Origin of the sequence: Mycobacterium sp. pUA109, from assembly GCF_041287095.1 — a bacterium.
GTDB lineage: Bacteria > Actinomycetota > Actinomycetes > Mycobacteriales > Mycobacteriaceae > Mycobacterium.
Map to the genome: position 1 here is coordinate 39460 of NZ_JBGGKS010000013.1, position 21146 is coordinate 60605.

Consider the following 21146-nt stretch of genomic DNA (forward strand, 5'->3'; position numbering starts at 1 on the left):
CCCCTAGCGGGCCTTCCAGACCGGCGCGCGCTTCTGCGCGAAGGCTAGCGGCCCCTCCTTGGCGTCCTCGGATTTCAGCAGCGTGCCGAACTCGCGGTTGGTGCGCCGCCAGCCGGGCTCCTCATCGGGGATGGTGCCGTCGTCGGCGCCGTAGGCGATCCGCTTGCTGGCCTGCACCGACAGCGGCGCGTTGACGGTGACCCGCTCGGCCAGCGCCAGCGCCGCCTCCAGCACGGTGCCGTCCGGGACCACCTGGTTGATCAAGCCCCACTGGGCGGCCTCGGCCGCGCCGATCGGCTCCCCGGTGAGCACCATCTGCAGGGCGACCTTGCGGGGCAGTTGCTGCACGATGCGAAACACCCCGCCGGCGCCGGCGATCAGCCCGACCTTGACCTCGGGCAGCCCGAACTGCGCGCGTTCCTGGGCCACCACCAGGTCGCTGGCCAGCGCCAGCTCGGTGCCACCGCCCAGCGCGGTGCCGTTGACCGCGGCGATGGTCGGCTTGTCGATGAAGTGGTGCACGTATCCGGCGAAGCCCCAGTCGCTGTGGTCGGGGTGAAACAGGTTCTCGCCTCGCGAGATCGCTTTGAGGTCGGCGCCGGCGCAAAACGACTTGTCGCCCGCGCCGGTGATCACCACCGCGCGCACCTCGGGGTCGTGCTGGGCCTGCTGCAACGCGTCGCCGACGCCGGTGCTCACCGCGCTGTTGACCGCGTTGCGGGCCTCGGGCCGGTTGAGGGTGATGACCAGGACGTTGCCGCGGCGCTCGGTGAGCACCGCGGCCGGGGCGTCCGTCACAGCAGCTCGAGGATGGTGGCGTTGGCCTGGCCGCCGCCCTCACACATGGTCTGCAGGCCGTACTGAATGCCCTTGTCCCGCATGTGATACAGCATCGTGGTCATGATCCGCGCGCCGGAGCCGCCGAGCGGGTGGCCCAGCGCGATCGCCCCGCCCTTGGGGTTGAGCTTCTTTTCGTCGGCGCCCAGATCGTGCAGCCAGGCCATCGGGACCGGGGCGAACGCCTCGTTGACCTCGAACACCCCGATCTCGTCGATCTTCAGGCCCGACTTTTTCAGCGCCTTCTGCGTGGCCGGGATCGGCCCGGTCAGCATGATCACCGGGTCGGCGCCGGCCAGCGTCGCGGTGTGCACCCGCGCCAGCGGTTTGAGCCCCAGCGACTTGGCTTTCTCCGCCGACATGAACAGCAGCGCCGCCGACCCGTCGGAGATCTGGCTGGAGTTGCCGGCGTGGATCACCCCGTCCTCTTTGAAGGCCGGCTTGAGCTGGGCCATCTTCTCCATCGGGGTGCCGCGGCGGATGCCCTCGTCCTTGAGCACCACGTTTCCGTCGGCGTCCTTGATGCCGACGATCTCGTCGTCGAACGCACCGGAATCCTGTGCGGCGGCGGCCTTCTCATGCGAGTCGAGGGAGAACTGATCGAGATCGGTGCGGCTAAAGCCCCACTGCTCGGCGATCATCTCGGCGCCGATGCCCTGGTTGGGGGTTTGGCTGTAGCGGGTCCGGAACGCCTCCGGGTAGGGGTGGCCGCCGTTGGCCAGCGAGGCACCCATCGGCGTGCGCGACATCGACTCCACCCCGCCGGCGACGACCACGTCGTAGTGGCCCGCGACCACCCCGGCCGCCGCGAAGTGCACCGACTGCTGGCTGGAGCCGCACTGGCGGTCCACCGTCACCCCGGGCACGCTCTCCGGCCAGCCGGCGGCCAGCAGCGCGGTCCGGCCGATGTCCAGCGCCTGCTCCCCGGCCTGCATGACGCAGCCCCAGATCACGTCGTCGACGATCTCGGGGTCCACCCCCGCCTTCTGCACCAGGCCGTTGAGGACCTGCGCGGACAGTTCGGCCGGGTGCACCCCGGACAGTCCGCCGTTGCGCTTGCCGATCGGGGAGCGCACTGCCTCGACGATGACGGCGTCAGCCATGGTCGTTCTCCTTTGAACTTGAGGGTCGTGCCTCGATTGTCGACCAACGGGTTGGGCGACCGGCAGCGGGGGTCGATTCGCGCCGACTGTGCGCATTTATACGCCGATGCCGACGGATGCGGATCACGCCGCACACTCGCGGATGCTCGCAGCGACAGCCAGTTACGGGACCACCAAATGCTGCTGCTGGGCACCCACAACAGCTTCGAGTGCAACGGATTGATCGAAACTGACAAACCTGCCGCCCTTCTCGACAGCGAGCGCGAGCAAATACGCATCGGTGACCTGCTTGGAGCTGTGTAGGCGAGAACGATCGATGGTGTTCGCGCCGAGGATGCTGACTTCGCAAGGCCAGAACTCGTGATGGCGCGTCTGAGTTGCGCGAGCCAGCATGTCGATCGCCTGGCTGGGTGAAACAGGACTCGGATAGCGCGACTGACTGATGATCCGGACAAAGCCGTTCTGCGTAATCGCACACGATGCCCAGCCCTGGTTGATTTCTTCGCTTATCCACTCACGCGCACGCCCGTGGTCGACGTGGTCGCTGTCGAGCAGGGCGAGCAGCACATTGACGTCCAGAAGTGCCCGCACGATTCACACCGCCTCGTCGTCGCGAAGCCGGTCGATCAACGCGTTGGAGACCGCCTCGCCGCGGTGCGGCAACGGCTCGAACCCATAGAACTCATCACCGTCCGATGCCCTCGAGGCCACGTGCTGGGTGGTCAACGCTTGGCGGGCGAGATCGGACAGCACCGCGCCCGCGGTCCGCTTTTCTCTGGCTGCCCGTTCCTTCACCGCTAGCAGCACGTCGTCATCGATCGAGAGCGTGGTGCGCATACATCTGATGTTAGTGCATCAATCCCCCAACGTCGCCGTTCACCGGAGCCGGGTCGAACCGCAGGTGCAGCTCCTGCAGGCCCCGCATGATGAAGGTCGGCTCGTAGCTGTAGCGGCGAGCCTCGGGCGGGCCGTGCCGCTCCTCGGAGATGGTGATGTCGGCCATCCGGTCCAGGATGCGGTTCAGCGAGATCCGCCCCTCGGCGCGGGCCAGCGGCGCACCGGGGCAGGAATGCGCTCCGCGGCCGAACGCCACATGTTCGCGCACGTTGGCCCGGTCAACCCGGAATTGATCGGGCTTGTCGAACTTGCGTGCGTCCCGGTTGCTGGCTCCGGGCAGCAGCATCACCGCGGTGCCGGCCGGAACGGTGACGTCACCAACCGTCGTCGTGGTCCGTGCCATGCGGAAATGCGATTTGACCGGGCTCTCGGTGCGCAGTGCTTCCTCCAAAAACACCGGGATGCGGCCCCGGTCCTCACGCAGCAACGCCTGAATGTCGGGCCGCTCCGCGATCACCCGCATCCCGGCGCTGAGCAACTTGACGGTGGTCTCCTGGCCGGCGGCGAACAGGAAGGTGGACACTCGCACCACATCGATGATTTCGGGGACGGAGCCGTCCTCGTATTTCGCCTGCGCCAGCTCGGTCAACACGTCTGCCCGCGGCTCTTGACGGCGGTCGTCGATGTAGGCGTAGAACTTGTCGTCCAGCCACTGCAGCGGATTGTGCGTCAGCGGATCGTCATCGAGCGAGCCGACCTGCTCACCACCCAGCACCGTGCGGAATTCGTGGTGGTCGGCGGCGGGCACCCCCAGCAGATCGGCGATCACCAGCATGGAGAACGGTTTGGCGTAGTCCTCAAGGAACTCGCACCGACCTGAGCCGACGAACTCGTCGAGCTGCTGATCGGCCAGCCGCCACATGAAGTCTTCGTTCTCTTTGAGCCGCTTGGGGGTCAGCAGCCGACTCAGCAGCCCGCGGGTGCGGGTGTGCTGCGGTGGGTCCTGGGTGACGATGTGTTCGCTCATCGGGATCTGGTCGCGGTGCTGTTCGATCAGGGCTCCGACGTCGTCACCGACCGGCTCGAACGGCAGTCCGGAGAACGGCCCGGCCACCGACACGCACGAGGAGAACGCCGGATCTTTGTACACGGCAAGGGCTTCGGCGTGCCCGGTGACCGCAAACACCCCCTGGTGGGGTTCGGGCACGATGGGGCACTTGGCCCGCAGATAGTCGAAGTAGGGGTAGGGGTCGGGGATCAACGACGGGTCGGTGAAGAAGTCGACCGATTCGAAGTCGCTCATTCGGCAACGCCAAACAGCACCGGCAGCGAGGTCGGCGAGCGGAACACCTGGCCGCGGATATGCGGATCGCCGCCGTCGGGATCCAGCCGAAGGTTCGGCAGCCGGTCGAACAATAGGTTGAGCGCGACCCGCATCTCCATGCGGGCCAAGTGCATACCCAGGCACACGTGCACACCATGCCCCCACGCGGTGTGCGACCGCGCCGAACGGAAGATGTCGAGGCGGTCCGGGTCGGGGTGACGGTCTTCTTGGCGGTTGGCGGCCCCCAACATCGGCATCACCGAGGAGCCGGCGGGGATGTGCACCCCGGCCAGCTCGGTGTCGCGGGCGGCCACCCGGGTGATCGTCAGCAGCGGCGGCTCCCAGCGCACCCCCTCCTCGATCGCCTGCGGCAGCAGTGACCGGTCGGCGCGCAGCGCGTCGAGCTGCTCGGGGCGGCTGAGCAACCCGAACAGCAGGTTGCCCAGCGCACGGTAAGTGGTCTCGATCCCAGCCGGAAGCAGCAGCCGCAGAAACGAGAAGATCTCCTCATCGGACAGCTTTTGCCCGTCGATCTCGGCCTGCGCCAGCCCGCTGATCAAATCGTCGCGGGGCTGGTCGCGGCGGGCGGCGAGGATCGGGGTGAAGTAGTCGCGCAACGCCTCCGACGCGGCGCGCCCCCGTTCGGGGTTAATCGTGAACGACAGCAGCGAGATCGACCAGCGCTGAAACTGCGGATAGTCCCGCTGCGGCAAACCCAGTAACCCGGCGATGATCTGCGTCGGGTAGTCGAAGTTGAACTCCTTGACCAGGTCGGCGTGGCCGCGGTCGGCGAACCGGTCGATTAGCGCGTTGCCGACCCGGCCCACCAGTTCGTCTTCCCAACGGGCCAGCGCCTTCTGGGAGAACGCCTTGGCGACCAAGGCCCGGTGTCGACCGTGTTCGGGCTCATCCATGCCCAGCATCACATGCTTGCCGAGCACATCACCGAACGCGTCGATGATGATCGACGAGGAAAACGTCTCATTGTCGCGCAGCATCGTGATGACGTCTTCGTGGCGGTACACGATGAACACTGGCTTGGATTCCTCGTGCGGCAGCACCGAGAAGTCGATGCGTTGCACGGGTTCCTCGCGCCGCAGCCGGGCCAGCTCGGTCTAGGGGTCGCGGACATCGCCGGACACCACATCGTCGAACGCGCCGAAATCGTCCAGGTCATCAAACAACTGCATGGTGCTCCTCTAGCCGGCCGGGTAGGCGACGGACTTGATCTCGGTGTACTGGTCGAAGCCGGCGACGCCGTTCTGGCGGCCGACGCCGCTGGCCTTGTAGCCGCCGAACGGCGTGTCGGCGCCGTAGCCGGCCGCGCCGTTGATGCCCAGGAACCCCGCCCGTAGGCGCTTGGCCACGGCCAGCCCGTGTTCGGGCGACCCGGACATGACGTTGCCGGCCAGCCCGTAGGGGCTGTCGTTGGCGATGCGCACCGCGTCGTCCTCGTCGTCGTAACCGATGACGGCCAGCACCGGCCCGAAGATCTCTTCGCGGGCGATGGTCATCATGTTGTCGACGTCGACGAACAGGGTTGGCTTGACGAAGAATCCGCGCGTGAAGCCGTCCGGCGCCTCGGCTCCCCCGACCAGCAGTTTGGCGCCTTCGTCGACACCTTGCTCGATGTAGCCGCGGATGCGGCTGCGCTGTTTGGCCGAGATGACCGGCCCGCACAGCGTCGCCGGATCCTGCGGGTCGCCGGGGGCGATGCCGTCATAGATCCCCTGCAGGAGGGCGACGCCTTCGTCATACCGGGACCGGGGCAGCAGCAGCCGGGTGGGGTTGGCGCAGCCCTGGCCTGCGTGCATGCACGGCGCGATGCCCATCATGCAGCCCAGCGCGAGGTCAGCGTCCTCCAACACGATCGTCGCGGATTTGCCGCCGAGTTCGAGGAACAGCCGCTTCATGGTGGCGGCGCCCTTTGCCATGATCCGCTGACCGACCGCGGTGGATCCGGTGAACGAGATCAGGTCCACCTTGGGCGACACCGTCAGTTCTTCGCCGACCAAGTGGTCGGAGGCGGTGACCACGTTGACCACCCCGGCTGGGATGTCGGTGTTTTCGGCGATCAGCCGCCCCAGGCGGGTGGCGTTGAACGGGGTGTCGGGTGCGGGTTTGAGCACGACGGTGTTGCCGGTGGCCAGCGCCTGACCGATCTTGTGGATGGTGACTTCGAACGGAAAGTTCCACGGCACGATGGCCCCGACCACCCCGACGGCCTCCCGCCAGATTTTGCGGGTGGTGTTGACGCCGGTCACCGAGACGAACGCGTCACCTAGCGACGTCTCCCACGGGTAGTCGTCGATCAGGTTCGCCGGGTATCTCAGCGCGTCCGACAGCGGTGCGTCGAGTTGCGGGCCGTGGGTGATGGCCCGCGGGCAGCCGACTTCGCGGATGAGTTCTTCGCGCAGCTCTTCCTGCTCGGCTTCCAGCGCCTCCTGCAGTTGCCGCAGACAGCGTTGCCGGAACTTGTGATCGCTGGACCAGTCGGTGTCGTCGAAAGCGCGTCGGGCGGCGTCGATGGCCCGGCGCATATCCGCTACCGACCCGTCGGCGACTTCACCGAGGACCTCTTCGGTGGCCGGGTTGATGTTGGTGAATGTGCCGGCTTGGCCGTCGACGAGTTTGCCGTCGATCATCATCTTGGATTCGAAGCTCAGAATCTCAGCCATGCCTGTCCTTCGTCAGTGCACCGAACCGCGGCAGGCCCATCATCACGCGGGTCATCTGATGGAGTCCCGCGGCGGGAAGTAGCCGGTTGGCGATCAACAGCATTCGCGCGTCGGGACCGACCGGACGCCGGGCAAACGGGGCGGCGCCGTCCAGGGCTTTGGCCAGCCCGGCCGCGAACCGCCGCGGGGAGCGGGCCGCGACCTTCATCGCGAACCGGCCCCGTTTGTCCATGGTGGCGTGGTGCCGGGCGTAGGGCCCGGCGAAGTCACGGCAGTCGGTGGTGCCGGCGTCGGTGATGATCTCGGTGTCATACGTCCCGGTCACCAGGACGGTGACGCCCAACCCGAACGGGGCGATCTCGCAGGCCAGCGATTCGCCCCACCGCTCTGCGGCGCCCTTGGCCGCCGAGTAGGCCGCGGTCGCCGGCATCCCGCGCACACCGCCCTGGCTGGACACCAGCACGATGCGCCCTCGGCCGGCCGCCCGCATCGACGGCAGCAGCGCGTTGGTCAGCGCCACCGGACCGAAGACCGAGGTGGCAAACATGCGCTCCCACAGCGCGGCCGGTGTCTCTTCAGCCATCCCGGCCGCGGAGATTCCGGCGTTGTGCACCACCGCGTACGGTGCCCCCACCGCCGCCTCGATTGCCTTGGCGGCGGCAGTCACCGAGGCCGCATCGGTGAGGTCCAGCGGGATCCCGATCAGCCGGGCGTCGTCCTCAGACGCGCCGGTGGCGCGCCGGAGGTCCTGCAGTCCCTTGTCCGGTGAGCGCATCGCGGCCACCACCCGCCAACCGGTGCGGTAGAGGTGGGCGGCGGACGCAAAGCCGAGGCCCCGCGATGCACCGGTGATGACGACGCTGCGCGGCTCACCCATGGTCCGGTCCGCAGCGTGTGCCGTCGGCCGCCAGCGCAACGTCTGGCCGCCCGTTCGGCTGACCGCTCAGCCAGGTCGACCACTTACCCACCGAGTAGGGCCCGAGTTGCCCGTTGCGCTCGTAGAAGCCCTGCGGGTCATAGACTTTGGCCTCCGGATAAGGCCACGGGCAGGCCACCGACGTCGCGGCGTGTGACATCTTGACCAGGGCGAACGTGCCGCCGTAGCACAAGTAGCCCACGTTGATCAGGGCGAGCATCACCACGAACATGCCCAGGGTCGGGCGGCCGGCGAAGATCCTCGCCCGCTGGGCCAGCTTCTCGGCCACGGTGCGGCCGGTGTCGTCGCGGTATAGCAGCACCCCGGCGGGCACCATCACGAGGTTGACGGCCAGCACCTCGACGATGAACGGGAACTGGTAGGTCTCCCCGACGAACACGGAGCCGAACGGGATCACCTGGGAGTAGATGTACATCCCGGTGCGGACCAGGGTCATCTCCAGCGCGGCGTCCAGCACGATCCCGATCGGCAAAATAATGGCCGCCAGGCTGAGCAGCGGGTGGCGCCAGACGAACGCGTCGACCGGACGGCCCGCCTGAATGCGACGCAAGATCCAGATCGCCGGGAAGTAGGGTCCCAGGTAGAACATGATGTAGCCCAACACCAGGAAGGGCTCCACCGTGGGCGACAACGACGCCAGCGGCCAGTCCTCCGGCAAGTGGTAGAGCTGTGGGTTGTACACCGCGTACGGCGCCCAGTTCATGATCGGGTCCTGCCAGACGATCAGCGTCGTAACGATGCCCATCAACAGGGCCGGGTGATATGGGTGCCGCCGCCAGGCCACCAGGTAGACGCCGATGATGATCGCCATCGTGACGATCGTGAATGCCTGCAACACCCCGAGCCAGTGCTGGAACCCGAACAGCGGGGCCACCGGCCGCGGCGCACCGCTGACCTCGGGGTTGCGGATGCGATCGGAGACCGCACCCACCCGGGCGTAGCAGGCGAACGCGACGGCCACCGTGAGGGCGGCGACGATCCCCAGGCCGGCCCACGGCGATCCCCGCTTGGGGGTGACGACGGCGGCGGACGACACTGTCTGCTCAGCAGTCATCGCCTACTCCTCTCCGAACCGGTCGACGAGATGAGAGTTGACGCCGTCGGGGTCGAGCTTGCGGGCCACCAGATACCCGGCGCCCATCCAGGCCCGACGCGTCCAGTTCCCGAACGACACCCGGGTGCCCGGCGCCCCGGACGCGGCCGGCATCATCTTCACCCGCTCCAAGGCTTCCTTCACGCCGCGCGGACTCAACGGATGCGCATCGCTCAGCGCCCGCACCAGCGTCGTCGCGACGTCGCGGTTGACCACCGGCACACACCATTCCGGACGCCGGCCGTAGGCCTGCTGGTATTCGTCGAGAAACGCCTGCCCGACCGCGTTGCCCTCGTCGTACTGGTCGACGCCGATCCAGCCCATGAACGCGTTCCACATGATCGGGTTGAGCCAGGCGTTCTGAAACGCGGTGCTGGTGAACCGCGGCGGATCCCAGTCCAGCGCCTCCAGCGCCGGGTTGATGAACACGATCCCGAACCCGAAGCCGCAGTGCACGATCGCCGGTGCCTTCGCTTCGTGTAACGCCTGCACCGCCGCCGAGACGTCTTGCGCGGTTTGGGCGATCGACGCTTCGGCCACGATCCGGATACCCTTGCGCCGGCACGCTTCGCGGAAGTTCTTCAGATAGGTCTCGCCGACCAGCGATTGCTCTTTGAGCACACCGACCTCGCTGTACCCGCCCTTGGCCAGCAGGTCCGACCAAAAAATGGGCTCGTCGGTCAGCGATCCCATGGCGAAGGAGAACACCCACTCCCCCAGCGCGGCGTCGGAGCCGGTGACGCTGATACACGGCACCTTGAACCGCTCCTCGATCGCCTCGCGGGTGGGCACCACGTTGTCGGTGATGTTCGGGCCGAAAATGACCAGGCAGCCCTCGTCGCACAGTTCGGCGTAGGCGTCGATCACCGCCTTGACCGAGCCCTTCGGCAGGCCCTCCACTTCGCGGTAGATGATCTCGATCGGCCGGTCCAGCAACCCGCGTTCGGTGGCTTGTTTGAACACGAGGTCGAACGGTTGGGTCAGGTCTTCGAAGTATGTCGTCGGGAAACCTTCGGGAAGCCGGAAGTCCATCAGGTAACCGATTTTGATCGGCTCCGCGGTGCTTTCGTAGGACATCTCACCTCCGTTGACGCGGCACCTGCGAACCCGCGCCACGTATGGAACCTAATATTTGTTCAGACCCTAGCGTGCAGCCGGCGGAGCGTCAATCATCGTGCCCGGCTTGATCGGCCAGGTACGCATCGATCATCTCGCCGAGGCCGCGGCTAACCAGGGAGTCGTCGGTGAGTGGCCCGGCGATGGCGGCAGCGGCTGCCGCACGGGGGCTCAACCCCTCGGCGATCAGCCGGGCGGCGGAGATCAGCACCCGGGTGGACGCCACCTCACGCAGCCCACCATCCTCCAAGCGCCGAATCGCCTGCCCTAACCGCACCAGCGCGACCGCATGGTCATGATCGACGCCGGCCTCGCAGGCGACGATCTTCTGCTCGATGTCGGGTGTGGGGAAACCGAACTCGATGGCGACCATCCGCTGACGGGTCGAGTCCTTGAGGTCTTTGAGTACGCTTTGGTAGCCCGGGTTGTAGGACACCACCAGACAAAAACCCGGTGCGGCGTCGAGGGTGATGCCCAGCCGCTCGATCGGTAGCTGACGGCGATGGTCGGCCAGCGGGTGTAGCACCACGGTGGTGTCCTGTCGTGCCTCCACCACCTCATCGAGGTAGCAGATGGCGCCTTCCCGCACCGCCCGCGTCAGCGGGCCGTCCACCCACTCGGTCTCGCCACCACGCAGCAGGAACCGCCCCACCAGGTCGGCAGTGGTCAGGTCATCGTGGCAGGCCACGGTGATCAGCGGCCGGTCCACGTCGTGCGCCATTGCCTCCACGAAGCGCGTCTTCCCGCACCCGGTGGGGCCTTTGAGCACCATCGACAGTCCTTGCCGGAACGCCGCTTTGAAGACATGCTCCTCGTTACCGATCGGCACGTAGTAGGGACGCGGACCTGCCATGTTTCCCGACACCCTTCCTGTCACGCGACGTGTCGCCGCATCTCGGTTGAGCGCAGCGCCGAACGGAACAGCGGCCCGATCACCCGGCTCAGTTGGTCCAGTTGCGGAATGGTCGCGTGCGCGGCGTTGCCGAAGACCCGCCGCAGCTCCTCGGCATCGGTGGCGGCGCCGATGGTCAGGCACAGGCATCCGATGCCCCGGTGCCGCGCCTCGGCGAGGGCGCGGCGCGCGTCGGCGGCACCGTAGCCCCGGTCGTAGCCGTGGTCGTAGGCCAGCCCGTCGGACAGCACGACCAGCAGTTGTCGCGGCGTGCCGCCGCGGCGCTCCAGCACGGTGGCGCCATGGCGAATCGCTGCGCCCAGCCGTGAGTACGCCCCGGGTCGAAGCCCACCCAGTCGCCGAAGCGCGGCGACATCCCACGCGTCGTGGAATCGCTTGACCGGTGCAACATGCACGGCAGTTCGGCCTTGGGAGTGAAACGCATACAGCGCGACGCGATCTCCCAGATCGTGGAGGGCGGTGGTCAGCGCGGCGGCCGCGGACCGTTGCTGCTCGTGCACGCTTCGACCCTGCGTGGCCGGCTCGGCGGTCGAGCCCGAGATATCGAGGAGAATCAGGACGGACAGATCCCGCCTGCGGCGCAGGCTGTCGAGGTAGACCGCCTCGTCGGGCGCCGATCCGGCAATCGCCTCGACCCGTGACTCGATCGCGGCATCAAGATCGACGTCATCTCCCTGCGCCTGGCGGTGGCAGCGATCCAAGCCGACACCGAGGCGGGCCAGCGGTCGGCGCAACCCGTGCCCCGCCGACCGCGGCGCCGGGCCGCTGTCGCCACCCGGCGCGGTCGCCAGCACGGTGCACCAGTTGGGCCGGTAGCACCGCCGATGGACGTCCCATTCGTGATATGCCGTGCCTGCGTCCGCGCTCGCGGTCATGCCCTCCTCGATGCCGCTGGCCGCGGGTGATGCCACGGCGGCACCGCCGCTACGGATGCCGGATCGGGTTCGGTGGGTCGGCGCGTCGGCGCCGGGCGGACCGTTACTGCCCAGCCGACGGGTCACCGCGAGCATCTTGGCGACCATCCGCCCGAACGCGGCCCCGCCGCCGACCGGGCTGGAGAAGGGATCGTTCTCGGATTCGCGGTCCTCAGCGTCCAAGTCCTCAAGTGGCCTGCGCTGCTGGCGTGGCAAATGCTGTCCGGCATGTTGCGCGTCGTCGTGATCACCGCTGGCTGCCAGCAGCTTTCGCGGCTGAATCACCCCGAAGCACTCCGGCGGCTCGCACCTGACGGTGCGGTCGCGGGCCAGCCTCAGCGATGTGGCCGGAGAGTTGCTGCGGGCGGCTAGGTCGTGATCGATCAGTGTGCGCACCGCCGGCGGTAACAGCTCCGCGTTGCACGCCAGCGCCCGATGGCCTTCGATGGCGAGGTATCGGTGCGCGAGCGCACGGCGCCGGTTCAGCTTCCGCGCGATGCCAGGCTCCAGGCTTCCGGCCGCGAGCAGGCAGGCCTGAACGGCTACCACCTCGAGCTGGCGCGCCGCATCTGTGTCCGGGCCTATGAAGACGGTCTTACCGTCGGTGCACGCCGGCTCACCGGGATCGGCCACAGCGACCCGCACGGCGCGCCCGGACAGCGCGGACGCCAACAGGTTCCAGCGCTGCAGAGCCTCGGCGTCGTGGTGTTGGTTCGTCACGGACTCTCCATCCCGGCCGATTGACCAAATATCTGTTCCACCGTAGAGTCCGCCGAGACCGCAGTCAATGAGAGGTGGGCGCAGCATTGATCGATTTCAGGGGCCAGGTGGTTGTCGTCACCGGGGCAGGTCGAGGCCTGGGCCGGCGCTACGCGATCGAGTTGGCGCGACGCGGCGCCTCGGTGGTGGTCAATGACCTCGGCGGGTCGATGCACGGCGACGGCGCCGACAGCAGCGTTGCCGATCTGGTGGTCGATGAGATCACCACCGCCGGGGGTGCGGCCGTGGCCTCGCACGAATCGGTAGACAGCCCGGCCGGCGGCGAGGAGATCATCGCGACCGCTGTCGAGCGTTTCGGCCGGCTGGATGCGGTGGTCAGCAACGCGGGGATCTTCAACAGTATTGCGTTCGAGGAGATGTCCGCCGATGACTGGCGACGCATGTTGCGGGTGCACTTGGACGGCGGGTTCTATCTGAGCCAGCCCGCCTACCGCGTCATGAAGAAGCAGGGCTATGGGCGCTTTGTGTTCATCTCGTCGTCGGGCGGGCTGTTCGGGCAACCATTGGAAGCCCATTACGCGGCGGCCAAGGCCGGCCTGGTTGGGCTGGCCAACGTCATCGCCATCGAAGGTGCACAGTATGGCATCTTGGCCAACACGGTGCTGCCGTTTGGCTTCTCGCGGATGGTCACCGAAACGGTCGGGGACCCGAAGGCCCTCGAAGAGACCGGCTTTTTGAAGGTGATCCGTCCTGAGCTGGTGGTACCGATCGTGGTGTATCTGGCCAGTCGTGCCTGCGAATTCACCCACCACAACTATTCGGCCTGCGCTGGCCGGTTCGCGCGGGTGTTCATCGGTCTGGGCCAGGGCTGGCTCGCCGAACCCGACACCACCCCCGCCGCCGACGACATCGCTGCGCACCTGGCGGAGGTGTCCTCCACAAAGCACTTCACGGTGCCCGGCTCCATTTTCGAGGAGGTCTTCAGCGTCTGCGAGCGGCTCGGCGTGGGCGTATCTGCTGAAATCGACGGGTAAATTTCATAAACCGCCGGCCTCGGAGGCTGTACGTCAATCTGGGCGTCTATTTCAGCAGCGCAACCGGCCACCCGACCTATCGGGTCACCACCGGTAGCCGCGCCCAGCCGCGGACGCTGGCGGTGTGCGCGCGTTCGGCGTTGGCGTAGTCGACGTCCCACTCGGGCCAGCGCTTGAGCACCTCTTCGAAGGCCACCCGCGCCTCAAGCCGGGCCAGCGCCGAGCCGAGGCAAAAGTGCAGGCCCTGCCCGAAGCTGAGGTGCCCGCCCCGGCGGTGGATGTCGAAACGGTCCGGGTCCGCGAAGTGCCGTGGGTCACGGTTGGCAGAACCGTTCAGCAGCAACATGAACGACCCTTCCGGCACCAGGCGGCCGTAGTGCTCGGCGTCGCGGGCGACGTAGCGGGCCTGCACCGGCGACGGCGCTTCGTAGCGCAGGGTCTCTTCGATCGCGCCCGGGATCAGGGCGGGATCGGACACGAGTTCGCGGCGTTGCTCCGGGTGATCCGCCAGCAACTGTCCCATGAACCCGATCAGGCGGGCGGTGGTCTCGTTGCCGGCTCCGGCGATCATCGCGGTGTAGGACAGCACCTCGGTGCGCGACAGCGGGCGCCGGGTACCGTCCGGTTCGTCGATCTCGGCCCGCAGCAACTCGGTCATCAGGTCGTCGGAGGGATGGTTCGCCCGCCACTCGATGTACTCGGCGAACATGACGATGGTGTCGGCGAACATTTTCTCGTTTACCGCACCGGGTTTTCGGCCCTCGGCCACGTCGATGAAGGCTCCGTTGCGGTCCCGGATGGCCTCTTGGTCCTTCTCGGGGATGCCCAGCAGATAGCCAATGGTGCGCATCGGCATCATCGCCCCCAGGTCGGCGATGAAGTCGAACCCGCCGGCCACGATCAGCGGATCCAACTCGCGAGCACAGAATCCACGGATCAGGTCTTCTACCGCCAGCATGCGTCGCGGCGTGAAGACCCGCGACAGCAGGCGGCGGTGCAGATCGTGCAGCGGAGGATCCTCAAACAGCAGAATGCCCGGCGGCACTTCCAGGTTGTTGAACAAGATGTCCGCGGTGGTGCCGCGGCCGGACCGGTAGGTCTCCCAGTTCGGAAGTTCACGGGCCACGTCCTCGTACCGGCTCAGCGCATAGAAGTTGTACTTTTCGTTGTAGTACAGCGGCGTTTCGTCGCGCATGCGCTGCCACACCGGGTACGGGTTGTCGTCGATGCCGACGTCGAATGGGTCGTAGTACAGCTCGATCGCGCTGGCGCCCGTCATTGTCGCGTCCCTTCAGCGGAACCGGGAGAGTTTGGAACAAATATTTGGGTGGGGACGGTACCGGCGTCTGACCTAGGGTGTCAATGAGCGACAGCGCGGCGCCTGCTCAGTCGGTGCGGTGCAGAAAGCCGTGCAGGCTCGCCTGGGTGAGTTCCGCAACGATCACTTCCCGCGACGGCGGGTTGGGCCCGAAGTAGGTCGAACGCAAGGCGGCCATACCGGCGATCATCGCCACCGTGGAGTGGGCCGGCAGGTCGGGGTGGGCTGACCCGATCGCGCGCAAGTTCATCCCCTCGGCGCTGATCTGGCCCAGCACGGCGAGCGCTCGCCGGATGTCGGCAATACCGGTGTCGGCCATTTCCTCTTCGCTGAGCGCGTCCGCTGCCATGAGTGTCACCAGGAGACCCTGGTGTTCTACGAACACGTCGTAGAGCTGGCCGACGAAGTGGCGGGCCAAATCCTCCTCGCTGGTCTTCTCGGGGACGACCGATCGCCAGGTCCGGCCGAACTCGTCGATGAAGCCGGTGAAGGGTAGGACGAGCGCCTCGCGGAACAGCGCCGCCTTCGACCCGAAGTGGCGGAACAACAGCGCCTCGGTGACGCCGGCCGCCTCAGCGATTTCCCGCGTCGTGGTGCTGCGATAGTCGCGGCGGGCGAAGAGGACACGGGCGGCGTCGAGCAGCAGCCGGCGCGGCGCGCCACGGGGCCGCCGCACCGCCGGGGCCCCCAGCCCCGTGGCGCGCGGCTTCTTGGCTGGAGGTCGCTGGGACACCGTCGTTTCACTCCTCGAACCGCACTTGACTCTTGACGCCCTTCAAGATAGCCGCCACTATCTTAGGATAGCCGCCACTATCCACAGATTGTGCCGATACCGAAAGAGGCTGGGACGTGGGAGCTCTCATCATGTTGGGCACGCTATTCGGATTGATCGCCCTGCTGTTTGGCGTCGTGCTGCACTTCGATCCCGAAGCGCGCCGCACCCCGCAGCCGGAGACCGAACGATGAACACCGGGTTGACTCCCCTACTGACGGCGGGCATCGCCTTCGCTTACGTCGGTGGCATCGGTTTTGTGGTTATCGGCGTATATCTCAGCGTTCGGCAACGCCGCCTGCACCCATTACTACTCCTGTGCATCTCGGCGATCTCGTTCTCCTGGATCGAGGCGCCCTACGACTGGGCGATGTATGCGCAGTTCCCGCCCGCCTTGCCTCGCATGCCGTCCTGGTGGCCATTGAACCTGACCTGGGGCGGCCTGCCCTCACCCGTCCCCGTCGGCTACATCTCCTACTTCGTGCTGCCCGCCGTGCTCGGCGCAACACTCGGCCGATGGCTGTCCGCGAAACTCCAGTGGCGCAGACCCATCACCCTGCTCAGCGTGGGCCTCGTCGTCGGCTTCTGCTGGGCCTTCCTGTTCAACGCGATCCTGGGGGCCCGGCTGGGCATCTTCCACTACGGCTACGTCATCCCCGGGCTAGCGCTATCAGAGGGCACCAAGTACCAGTACCCGATCTACGACGCCCTGGCCATGGGTGTGCAGATGATGGTCTTCACCTATTTGCTCGGCCGGACGGACGCGGAGGGACGAAACGTCATCGAGATGTGGGCCGACAAGCGCTCGACCAGCAGGCTGCAATCGTCGGTCCTATCCATCATCGCGGTCGTCGTGATCGGGAACGCGCTGTACGGGGCGGTCTTCGCGCCCCATTTGGCCACCAAGCTTGGCGGTTGGGTGACCGCGGGGCCCTCCGCCCCGCTGTTCCGGGGCGTACCGAACCAACCGTTCGCGGATCATTGACCAAATAATTGCCCCCACCGTCAGCGCCAGCAGTGGCGCTGGACGCGGATCAGCCAGTACCAGATCGGCTTCTCACCGGCCGTGGATAACGCTGTGGCACCGTTGAACAACGCTCCGTCCAGCACCCGCAATCTAACCGTTGACCGCGCCATGATCGCACGATAGGCTCCGCTGACGAAACCAAACATTGGGTCCATCGTGCCGAGATCTTCGGCAGACCGCTGTTGCAACGAGGAGCCGTTTTCGTCCACGCGTCGGTCACCGCCTTGCGGCAACTCTCGGGCCGCAATCGCCGAGCAGAACTGGGAGGGTCCGCTGACTGTCACATCAGAGCGGGAAGAAGATATCGACGGGGGTTGGGCGGTCACCGAAGTCGGAGCGTGGGTTCGGTCCTACATCCGGTCGCATCCACTGCAGTCACTGGGCACGGTGGGCGGACAGACAACCCTCGGTATCCGCACCGTGCAATACCTGTTCATCGACTTGTTCACCGGACGCTTCGCGGTATCGGAGTTCGTCAAGCAGGCGGCATTCATGGCGGGTACCGCCCTGCTGCCCACCCTCCTGGTGACGATCCCGGTCGGGGTCACGCTGTCCATTCAGTTCGCCGTACTCGCCGGACAAGTCGGCGCTGAATCGCTCTCGGGAGCGGCCAACGGGCTGGTGGTGATCCGACAAGGCGCTCCCCTGGTGGCGGCGATACTGCTCGCGGCGGCGGTTGGGTCAGCGGTGAGCTCGGACCTGGGCTCCCGGACGATGCGCGAAGAAGTGGACGCGATGGAGGTGATGGGGGTTTCGGTGATACGCCGGCTCGTCGTTCCCCGCTTCGCCGCGCTCATTTTGGTCGGCGTCGCGCTGACCGGCCTCGCAACGTGCGCCGGCTTCTTCGTCGGTTACCTGTTCAACGTGTACATGCAAAACGGGACTCCGGGATCGTTTGTCGCGACCTTCGCCTCGTTCGCGACCGTCGATGACCTGGTCTTGGCCCTGGCCAAGGCCATCGCGTTCGGCGCCATCGTCGCGGTCGTGGCCTGCCACAAGGGCTTGGACACCCGCGGTGGGCCAGCGGGTGTCGCGAACTCGGTCAACGCCGCGGTCGTCGAATCCATCCTGCTGTTGATGATCGTCAACGTCGGCATGAGCCAGCTGTATCTGCTGCTCTTCCCCAAAGCGAGCTTGTAAACGCGATGACCGTAGCCGTCTACCGCCCCGTCGCGGTTCGCCAGATCCTTCGAGCGACCGACTATGCGTGGCTGCCCATCGCCCGAGCCGGCCACCTGCTGGACTTCATTTGGCGTGTCGTGCTGGCGGTCCCCGTCATGCTGGCCCGCTACCGCCGGGAGTTTATCCGCAACCTTTGCGATATCGCCTGGGGCAACGGGGCGCTGGTGGTCGGCGGCGGCACAATGGGCGTGTCGGTGGTGTTGGGGATCACCGCCGGCGCTCTCCTGGCTATCGAGGGCTACAACGCTCTGAATCTGCTGGGTCTGGGCCCCGCTACCGGGCTGCTGTCCTCGTGGGGCTCGACCCGCGAATTGGTGCCCGTGATGATCGCCATCGCGTTCACGACGCAGGCCGGTTGCCGCTTCACCGCCCAGCTGGGCGCCATGCGCATCGCCGAGGAGATCGACGCGATGGATGCGCTGGTGATCAAACCGATTCCCTACCTGGTGACCACCCGGGTCGCGGCGTCGGTAGTGGCGGCCATTCCGCTGTTCCTGGTCTGCCTGGCGGCGGCCTACCTTTCCGCGCAGGTCGTGGTCAACATGATCGCTGACACATCTGCCGGTACCTACGGGCACTACTTTGCGTTGTTCAGCAGCGGGCGCGACGTTTTCTACGCGACCATCAAAGGGGTCGTCTTTGTGTTCTTCGCCGCGGTAATCCAGTGCTACTACGGCTATTACGCATCGGGTGGGCCGCAGGGAGTTGGGGTGGCGGCCGGCCACGCGATGCGGGCCACCATCACCGTGGTGATCATCTTGAACGCGCTGCTGACGATGGCGATGTGGGGCGTCAACGCCGGGGCAAGGTTCGGTGGCTGACGATGCCCAATGCATTCGACGCCAATGACCGCGGCCCGTCCAACCCCCGATTGTTCGTCAACGGTCTGGTCCTGCTGGTGATTGTGACAGTCGCGGTGACCCTGCTGATCGCACAATCCCAAGGCGCCCTGCAACATTCCGTGCGGGTCAGCGCCGAACTTGTCAACGTCGGCGACGGGCTGCCGGTGAAGTCCGACGTGAAGTTCCGCGGTGTGCTGGTCGGGTTCGTGTCAGCGGTCACTCCCGCACCGGCGGGCCGCCCCAACATCGTGGGTATTGACCTCAGCCCGGGGTACGCTAGCGGCATTCCGGACACCGTGACCGCCCGGGTGGTGCCGTCCAACGTGTTCGCGGTGTCGTCCGTGCAGCTGGTGGACAACGGCAAACACTCGGCACCGGTGCGGTCCGGCGTGGTGATCAGCGAAGACAAGACGTTGCCCACCGTGCTGTTCCAGACCACGCTGAACAAATTCCGCCAGGTACTCGCCGCCGTGGGCCGTCAGCCCTCCGCCGACAGCGTCGGATGGCTGACCGCGTTGGGCGAGGCCGCCAGCGGTCGCGGCAACCGGCTGCGGGACGCCGGCCATGATTTGAACGAAATCGTCAACGAGCTCAACACCGTCGTCACCGACGACGAGGTGGGCCCGTCGACAATGTCCGCGCTCACCGCCGCGACCTCGGCGCTGGGGCGGGCCGCGCCCGAGCTGCTCGACGCGCTCGACGGTGCCGTCCAACCAATGCGCACATTCGCCGAAAAACGGTCGGTCCTCACGCATCTGCTGTCATCCGCGTTGGGGACCGTCGGAGCGCTCGGCGATGCCTTCGACCACAACACCGACCGGATGATCGGCATCTCTTCCCAGCTGACGCCGGTGGTCGGTGTTCTCAGCGATCACGCCGACACCCTGCACGCGATCTCCACGCGGCTGACCACACTGGTCAGCCGCGTGTGGGACATCGCATGGAATCCCGACACGAACCAGCTCCAAGCCAAAGCCGTCGTCTCATTGAACCCGACCCGGTCCTACGTGCGGGCGGACTGCCCGCGCTACGGGGACATGACTGGGCCCAGTTGTTTGACCGCCCCTGAGGTCCCGACGGCGCCAGCGTTGGCTCCCTCGCTTGAATCCCGCGGGCTTCCGCTACCTCCCGGAGTTTCCGAGAACCGGCCCAATTTCGCGCCGCCGCGGGGCTCGGTCGCAGCGCCGGATGACACCACGGGGGTGGAATCACCGGAGCCCGCCGCGCCCACCGAGAGTCAGCCGCCTGACGGGTCGCCACCGCCCCCACTGGGGGCCGCGCAGCCCCAGGCGGCAGTGATCGGCGGCAACGTCGGTCCGGTCGGCAGCAGCACGGAAAAGCAGCAACTGGAGGTCATCATGGGCGGCCAGGTCACCAGTGCCACCGAGATTCTGCTCGCGCCGATGATGCGCGGCACCGCGGTGCGGCTTACCGCAAGCGCCGGGGGTGGCAAGTGAGATACCGCAAGGCGCTCCTCGGTTTGAGCGTGTTCCTGGTGGTGTCCAGCACCGCGACCTGGCTGGTGCTGGTCACCCTGCGCCGCGAAGTCAGCGGTCCGACGAACACCTACACCGCGGTGTTCACCGACGTCTCCGGTCTGCACGCCGGGGACGATGTCCGTACCGCGGGCGTTCGGGTGGGACGTGTGGACAGCGTCGACTTGGATGGCACCCTCGCGAAAGTCACGTTCCGAGTACCGAAGACCCAAGTCCTCTACGACGACACCACCGCAGCGGTGACCTATCAGAACATCATCGGCCAGCGCTACGTCGGGCTCTCCCCCGGAACCTCCCACTCCCACACCCGGTTAGCCGATCGCGGTAGCATCCCCGTCGAGCGCACCCACCCCTCGTTCGATATCTCCCATCTGCTCAACGGATTCGAACCCCTGTTCACCCTGTTGAGCCCGCAGCAGGTGGACAATCTTACCGCCGGCATCATTCAAGCGTTGCAAGGTGATTCCGCGTCGGTGGTGACGGTGATCAACCAGACCTCGGCGCTGGCAGAGTCCCTCGCCGGACCCGATCAGGTTCTCGGCGACGTCATCGGCAATCTCAACGAGGTCACCGCGATCCTGGCCCGCCAGGACCGCGACCTGCAAGCCGTCATCGACCACTCCCGCACCGCGTTGGCGACACTGGCCAGCCGGCGCGACGAGTTGGCGGCCTCGACCGGGTCGATCACCCAGGCAATCGATCGGCTGTCGACGATCATGGCCGCCGTGTATCCCGATCTGGAAGAACTGCTGCACCGCGAACCCGGATTCATCGGTCATCTCACCGGCGAGGGACGGCAGCGGTTCGCCCATTACGGCGCGAATCTTGTCCTGGTTCTCAAGGGCCTGGCCCGAGCGTCTCAGAGTGGCAGCTACATTGACGGCTACATCTGCGACATCAACGCCACGATCTTCGCGTTCTTGGCGCGGCTGATCCCCGGCATCGTCCGACTCGCGTCCCCGGGCAACATCATCCAACATTCGCCGATCTGCAGGTAGGGCCG

At 66.7% G+C, this 21146-nt stretch carries 20 protein-coding genes and 1 pseudogene; 6 read left to right on the forward strand and 15 right to left on the reverse strand.

The genetic code is table 11. The features are described from left to right. Window positions 1-3: 3 nt before the first annotated feature. The 12 genes and pseudogenes from ACAG26_RS15960 to ACAG26_RS16015 all read right to left on the reverse strand — a co-directional run bounded on the left by ACAG26_RS15960 (window position 4) and on the right by ACAG26_RS16015 (window position 12472). Window positions 4-798, reverse strand: coding sequence for a crotonase/enoyl-CoA hydratase family protein (locus tag ACAG26_RS15960; protein WP_370483836.1), 795 nt, complete (start codon window positions 796-798; stop codon window positions 4-6). Continuing rightward, window positions 795-1940, reverse strand: a complete 1146-nt coding sequence (locus ACAG26_RS15965) for an acetyl-CoA C-acyltransferase (protein WP_370483838.1) — start codon at window positions 1938-1940, stop codon at window positions 795-797. Before ACAG26_RS15965 ends, ACAG26_RS15960 begins: the two co-directional genes overlap by 4 nt. Before the next feature lie 162 nt (window positions 1941-2102). After that, a complete protein-coding gene (locus tag ACAG26_RS15970; RefSeq protein ID WP_370483840.1) occupies window positions 2103-2531 on the reverse strand; it encodes a type II toxin-antitoxin system VapC family toxin in 429 nt (142 codons plus the stop codon). Between the two features lie 3 nt (window positions 2532-2534). Continuing rightward, window positions 2535-2777: an antitoxin gene (locus tag ACAG26_RS15975; protein ID WP_370483842.1), complete on the reverse strand. Its 243-nt coding sequence runs from the start codon at window positions 2775-2777 to the stop codon at window positions 2535-2537. Window positions 2778-2787: 10 nt separating this feature from the next. Further along, window positions 2788-4080 (reverse strand): cytochrome P450, encoded by a 1293-nt coding sequence (locus tag ACAG26_RS15980; RefSeq protein WP_370483844.1) that lies wholly within the window; start codon window positions 4078-4080, stop codon window positions 2788-2790. Beyond that, window positions 4077-5291: pseudogene (locus tag ACAG26_RS15985) on the reverse strand (cytochrome P450). Before ACAG26_RS15985 ends, ACAG26_RS15980 begins: the two are co-directional and overlap by 4 nt. Before the next feature lie 9 nt (window positions 5292-5300). Next, window positions 5301-6749, reverse strand: a complete 1449-nt coding sequence (locus tag ACAG26_RS15990; protein ID WP_370484095.1) for an aldehyde dehydrogenase family protein — start codon at window positions 6747-6749, stop codon at window positions 5301-5303. Window positions 6750-6771: 22 nt separating this feature from the next. Then, entirely contained in the window at window positions 6772-7656 is an 885-nt protein-coding gene (locus ACAG26_RS15995) for an SDR family NAD(P)-dependent oxidoreductase (protein ID WP_370483846.1), read from the reverse strand. Continuing rightward, window positions 7649-8770: a spirocyclase AveC family protein gene (locus ACAG26_RS16000; protein ID WP_370483848.1), complete on the reverse strand. Its 1122-nt coding sequence runs from the start codon at window positions 8768-8770 to the stop codon at window positions 7649-7651. Before ACAG26_RS16000 ends, ACAG26_RS15995 begins: the two co-directional genes overlap by 8 nt. Window positions 8771-8773: 3 nt before the next feature. Further along, on the reverse strand, window positions 8774-9886 hold the full coding sequence (locus ACAG26_RS16005; protein ID WP_370483850.1) for an ABC transporter substrate-binding protein: 1113 nt from the start codon (window positions 9884-9886) through the stop codon (window positions 8774-8776). Between the two features lie 88 nt (window positions 9887-9974). Continuing rightward, entirely contained in the window at window positions 9975-10778 is an 804-nt protein-coding gene (locus ACAG26_RS16010; protein ID WP_370483852.1) for a CbbQ/NirQ/NorQ/GpvN family protein, read from the reverse strand. A 20-nt stretch (window positions 10779-10798) separates the two neighbouring features. Beyond that, on the reverse strand, window positions 10799-12472 hold the full coding sequence (locus tag ACAG26_RS16015; RefSeq protein WP_370483854.1) for a nitric oxide reductase activation protein NorD: 1674 nt from the start codon (window positions 12470-12472) through the stop codon (window positions 10799-10801). A gap of 86 nt (window positions 12473-12558) precedes the next feature. On the opposite strand from ACAG26_RS16015, the gene ACAG26_RS16020 reads away from it, so the two are divergent. After that, the gene (locus ACAG26_RS16020) at window positions 12559-13506 is read left to right on the forward strand and encodes an SDR family NAD(P)-dependent oxidoreductase (RefSeq protein WP_370483857.1); all 948 of its coding nucleotides are present in this window, start codon (window positions 12559-12561) and stop codon (window positions 13504-13506) included. A gap of 76 nt (window positions 13507-13582) precedes the next feature. Here ACAG26_RS16020 and ACAG26_RS16025 read toward each other — a convergent pair whose 3' ends face one another. After that, entirely contained in the window at window positions 13583-14785 is a 1203-nt protein-coding gene (locus tag ACAG26_RS16025) for a cytochrome P450 (protein WP_370483859.1), read from the reverse strand. A 106-nt stretch (window positions 14786-14891) separates the two neighbouring features. Next, window positions 14892-15557: a TetR/AcrR family transcriptional regulator gene (locus tag ACAG26_RS16030; RefSeq protein WP_370483861.1), complete on the reverse strand. Its 666-nt coding sequence runs from the start codon at window positions 15555-15557 to the stop codon at window positions 14892-14894. A gap of 229 nt (window positions 15558-15786) precedes the next feature. On the opposite strand from ACAG26_RS16030, the gene ACAG26_RS16035 reads away from it, so the two are divergent. Beyond that, window positions 15787-16581, forward strand: a complete 795-nt coding sequence (locus ACAG26_RS16035; RefSeq protein WP_370483863.1) for a spirocyclase AveC family protein — start codon at window positions 15787-15789, stop codon at window positions 16579-16581. A gap of 20 nt (window positions 16582-16601) precedes the next feature. Here the strand turns inward: ACAG26_RS16035 and ACAG26_RS16040 are convergent, their stop codons facing one another. After that, entirely contained in the window at window positions 16602-16832 is a 231-nt protein-coding gene (locus ACAG26_RS16040; RefSeq protein WP_370484112.1) for a hypothetical protein, read from the reverse strand. Window positions 16833-16926: 94 nt separating this feature from the next. On the opposite strand from ACAG26_RS16040, the gene ACAG26_RS16045 reads away from it, so the two are divergent. From ACAG26_RS16045 to ACAG26_RS16060, 4 genes are read left to right on the forward strand one after another with little or no spacing between them, the layout of a single operon-like run. Continuing rightward, the gene (locus ACAG26_RS16045; protein ID WP_370484097.1) at window positions 16927-17763 is read left to right on the forward strand and encodes an MlaE family ABC transporter permease; all 837 of its coding nucleotides are present in this window, start codon (window positions 16927-16929) and stop codon (window positions 17761-17763) included. Between the two features lie 5 nt (window positions 17764-17768). Beyond that, a complete protein-coding gene (locus ACAG26_RS16050) occupies window positions 17769-18626 on the forward strand; it encodes an ABC transporter permease (protein WP_370483865.1) in 858 nt (285 codons plus the stop codon). A 2-nt stretch (window positions 18627-18628) separates the two neighbouring features. Further along, the gene (locus tag ACAG26_RS16055) at window positions 18629-20104 is read left to right on the forward strand and encodes an MlaD family protein (RefSeq protein ID WP_370483867.1); all 1476 of its coding nucleotides are present in this window, start codon (window positions 18629-18631) and stop codon (window positions 20102-20104) included. Next, on the forward strand, window positions 20101-21141 hold the full coding sequence (locus ACAG26_RS16060; protein ID WP_370483869.1) for an MCE family protein: 1041 nt from the start codon (window positions 20101-20103) through the stop codon (window positions 21139-21141). The genes ACAG26_RS16055 and ACAG26_RS16060 overlap by 4 nt, the downstream gene beginning before the upstream one ends. Window positions 21142-21146: the final 5 nt, after the last annotated feature.

What these genes read in the sequence shown, in the direction of transcription:
- ACAG26_RS16000 (WP_370483848.1), bottom strand. Translation starts at nt 8,770, where the DNA reads ATGACTGCTGAGCAGACAGTGTCGTCCGCCGCCGTCGTCACCCCCAAG.
- ACAG26_RS16055 (WP_370483867.1), top strand. Translation starts at nt 18,629, where the DNA reads ATGCCCAATGCATTCGACGCCAATGACCGCGGCCCGTCCAACCCCCGA.
- ACAG26_RS16035 (WP_370483863.1), top strand. Translation starts at nt 15,787, where the DNA reads ATGAACACCGGGTTGACTCCCCTACTGACGGCGGGCATCGCCTTCGCT.
- ACAG26_RS16010 (WP_370483852.1), bottom strand. Translation starts at nt 10,778, where the DNA reads ATGGCAGGTCCGCGTCCCTACTACGTGCCGATCGGTAACGAGGAGCAT.
- ACAG26_RS15965 (WP_370483838.1), bottom strand. Translation starts at nt 1,940, where the DNA reads ATGGCTGACGCCGTCATCGTCGAGGCAGTGCGCTCCCCGATCGGCAAG.
- ACAG26_RS16005 (WP_370483850.1), bottom strand. Translation starts at nt 9,886, where the DNA reads ATGTCCTACGAAAGCACCGCGGAGCCGATCAAAATCGGTTACCTGATG.
- ACAG26_RS15975 (WP_370483842.1), bottom strand. Translation starts at nt 2,777, where the DNA reads ATGCGCACCACGCTCTCGATCGATGACGACGTGCTGCTAGCGGTGAAG.
- ACAG26_RS15980 (WP_370483844.1), bottom strand. Translation starts at nt 4,080, where the DNA reads ATGAGCGACTTCGAATCGGTCGACTTCTTCACCGACCCGTCGTTGATC.
- ACAG26_RS15995 (WP_370483846.1), bottom strand. Translation starts at nt 7,656, where the DNA reads ATGGGTGAGCCGCGCAGCGTCGTCATCACCGGTGCATCGCGGGGCCTC.
- ACAG26_RS16050 (WP_370483865.1), top strand. Translation starts at nt 17,769, where the DNA reads ATGACCGTAGCCGTCTACCGCCCCGTCGCGGTTCGCCAGATCCTTCGA.
- ACAG26_RS16025 (WP_370483859.1), bottom strand. Translation starts at nt 14,785, where the DNA reads ATGACGGGCGCCAGCGCGATCGAGCTGTACTACGACCCATTCGACGTC.
- ACAG26_RS15990 (WP_370484095.1), bottom strand. Translation starts at nt 6,749, where the DNA reads ATGATGATCGACGGCAAACTCGTCGACGGCCAAGCCGGCACATTCACC.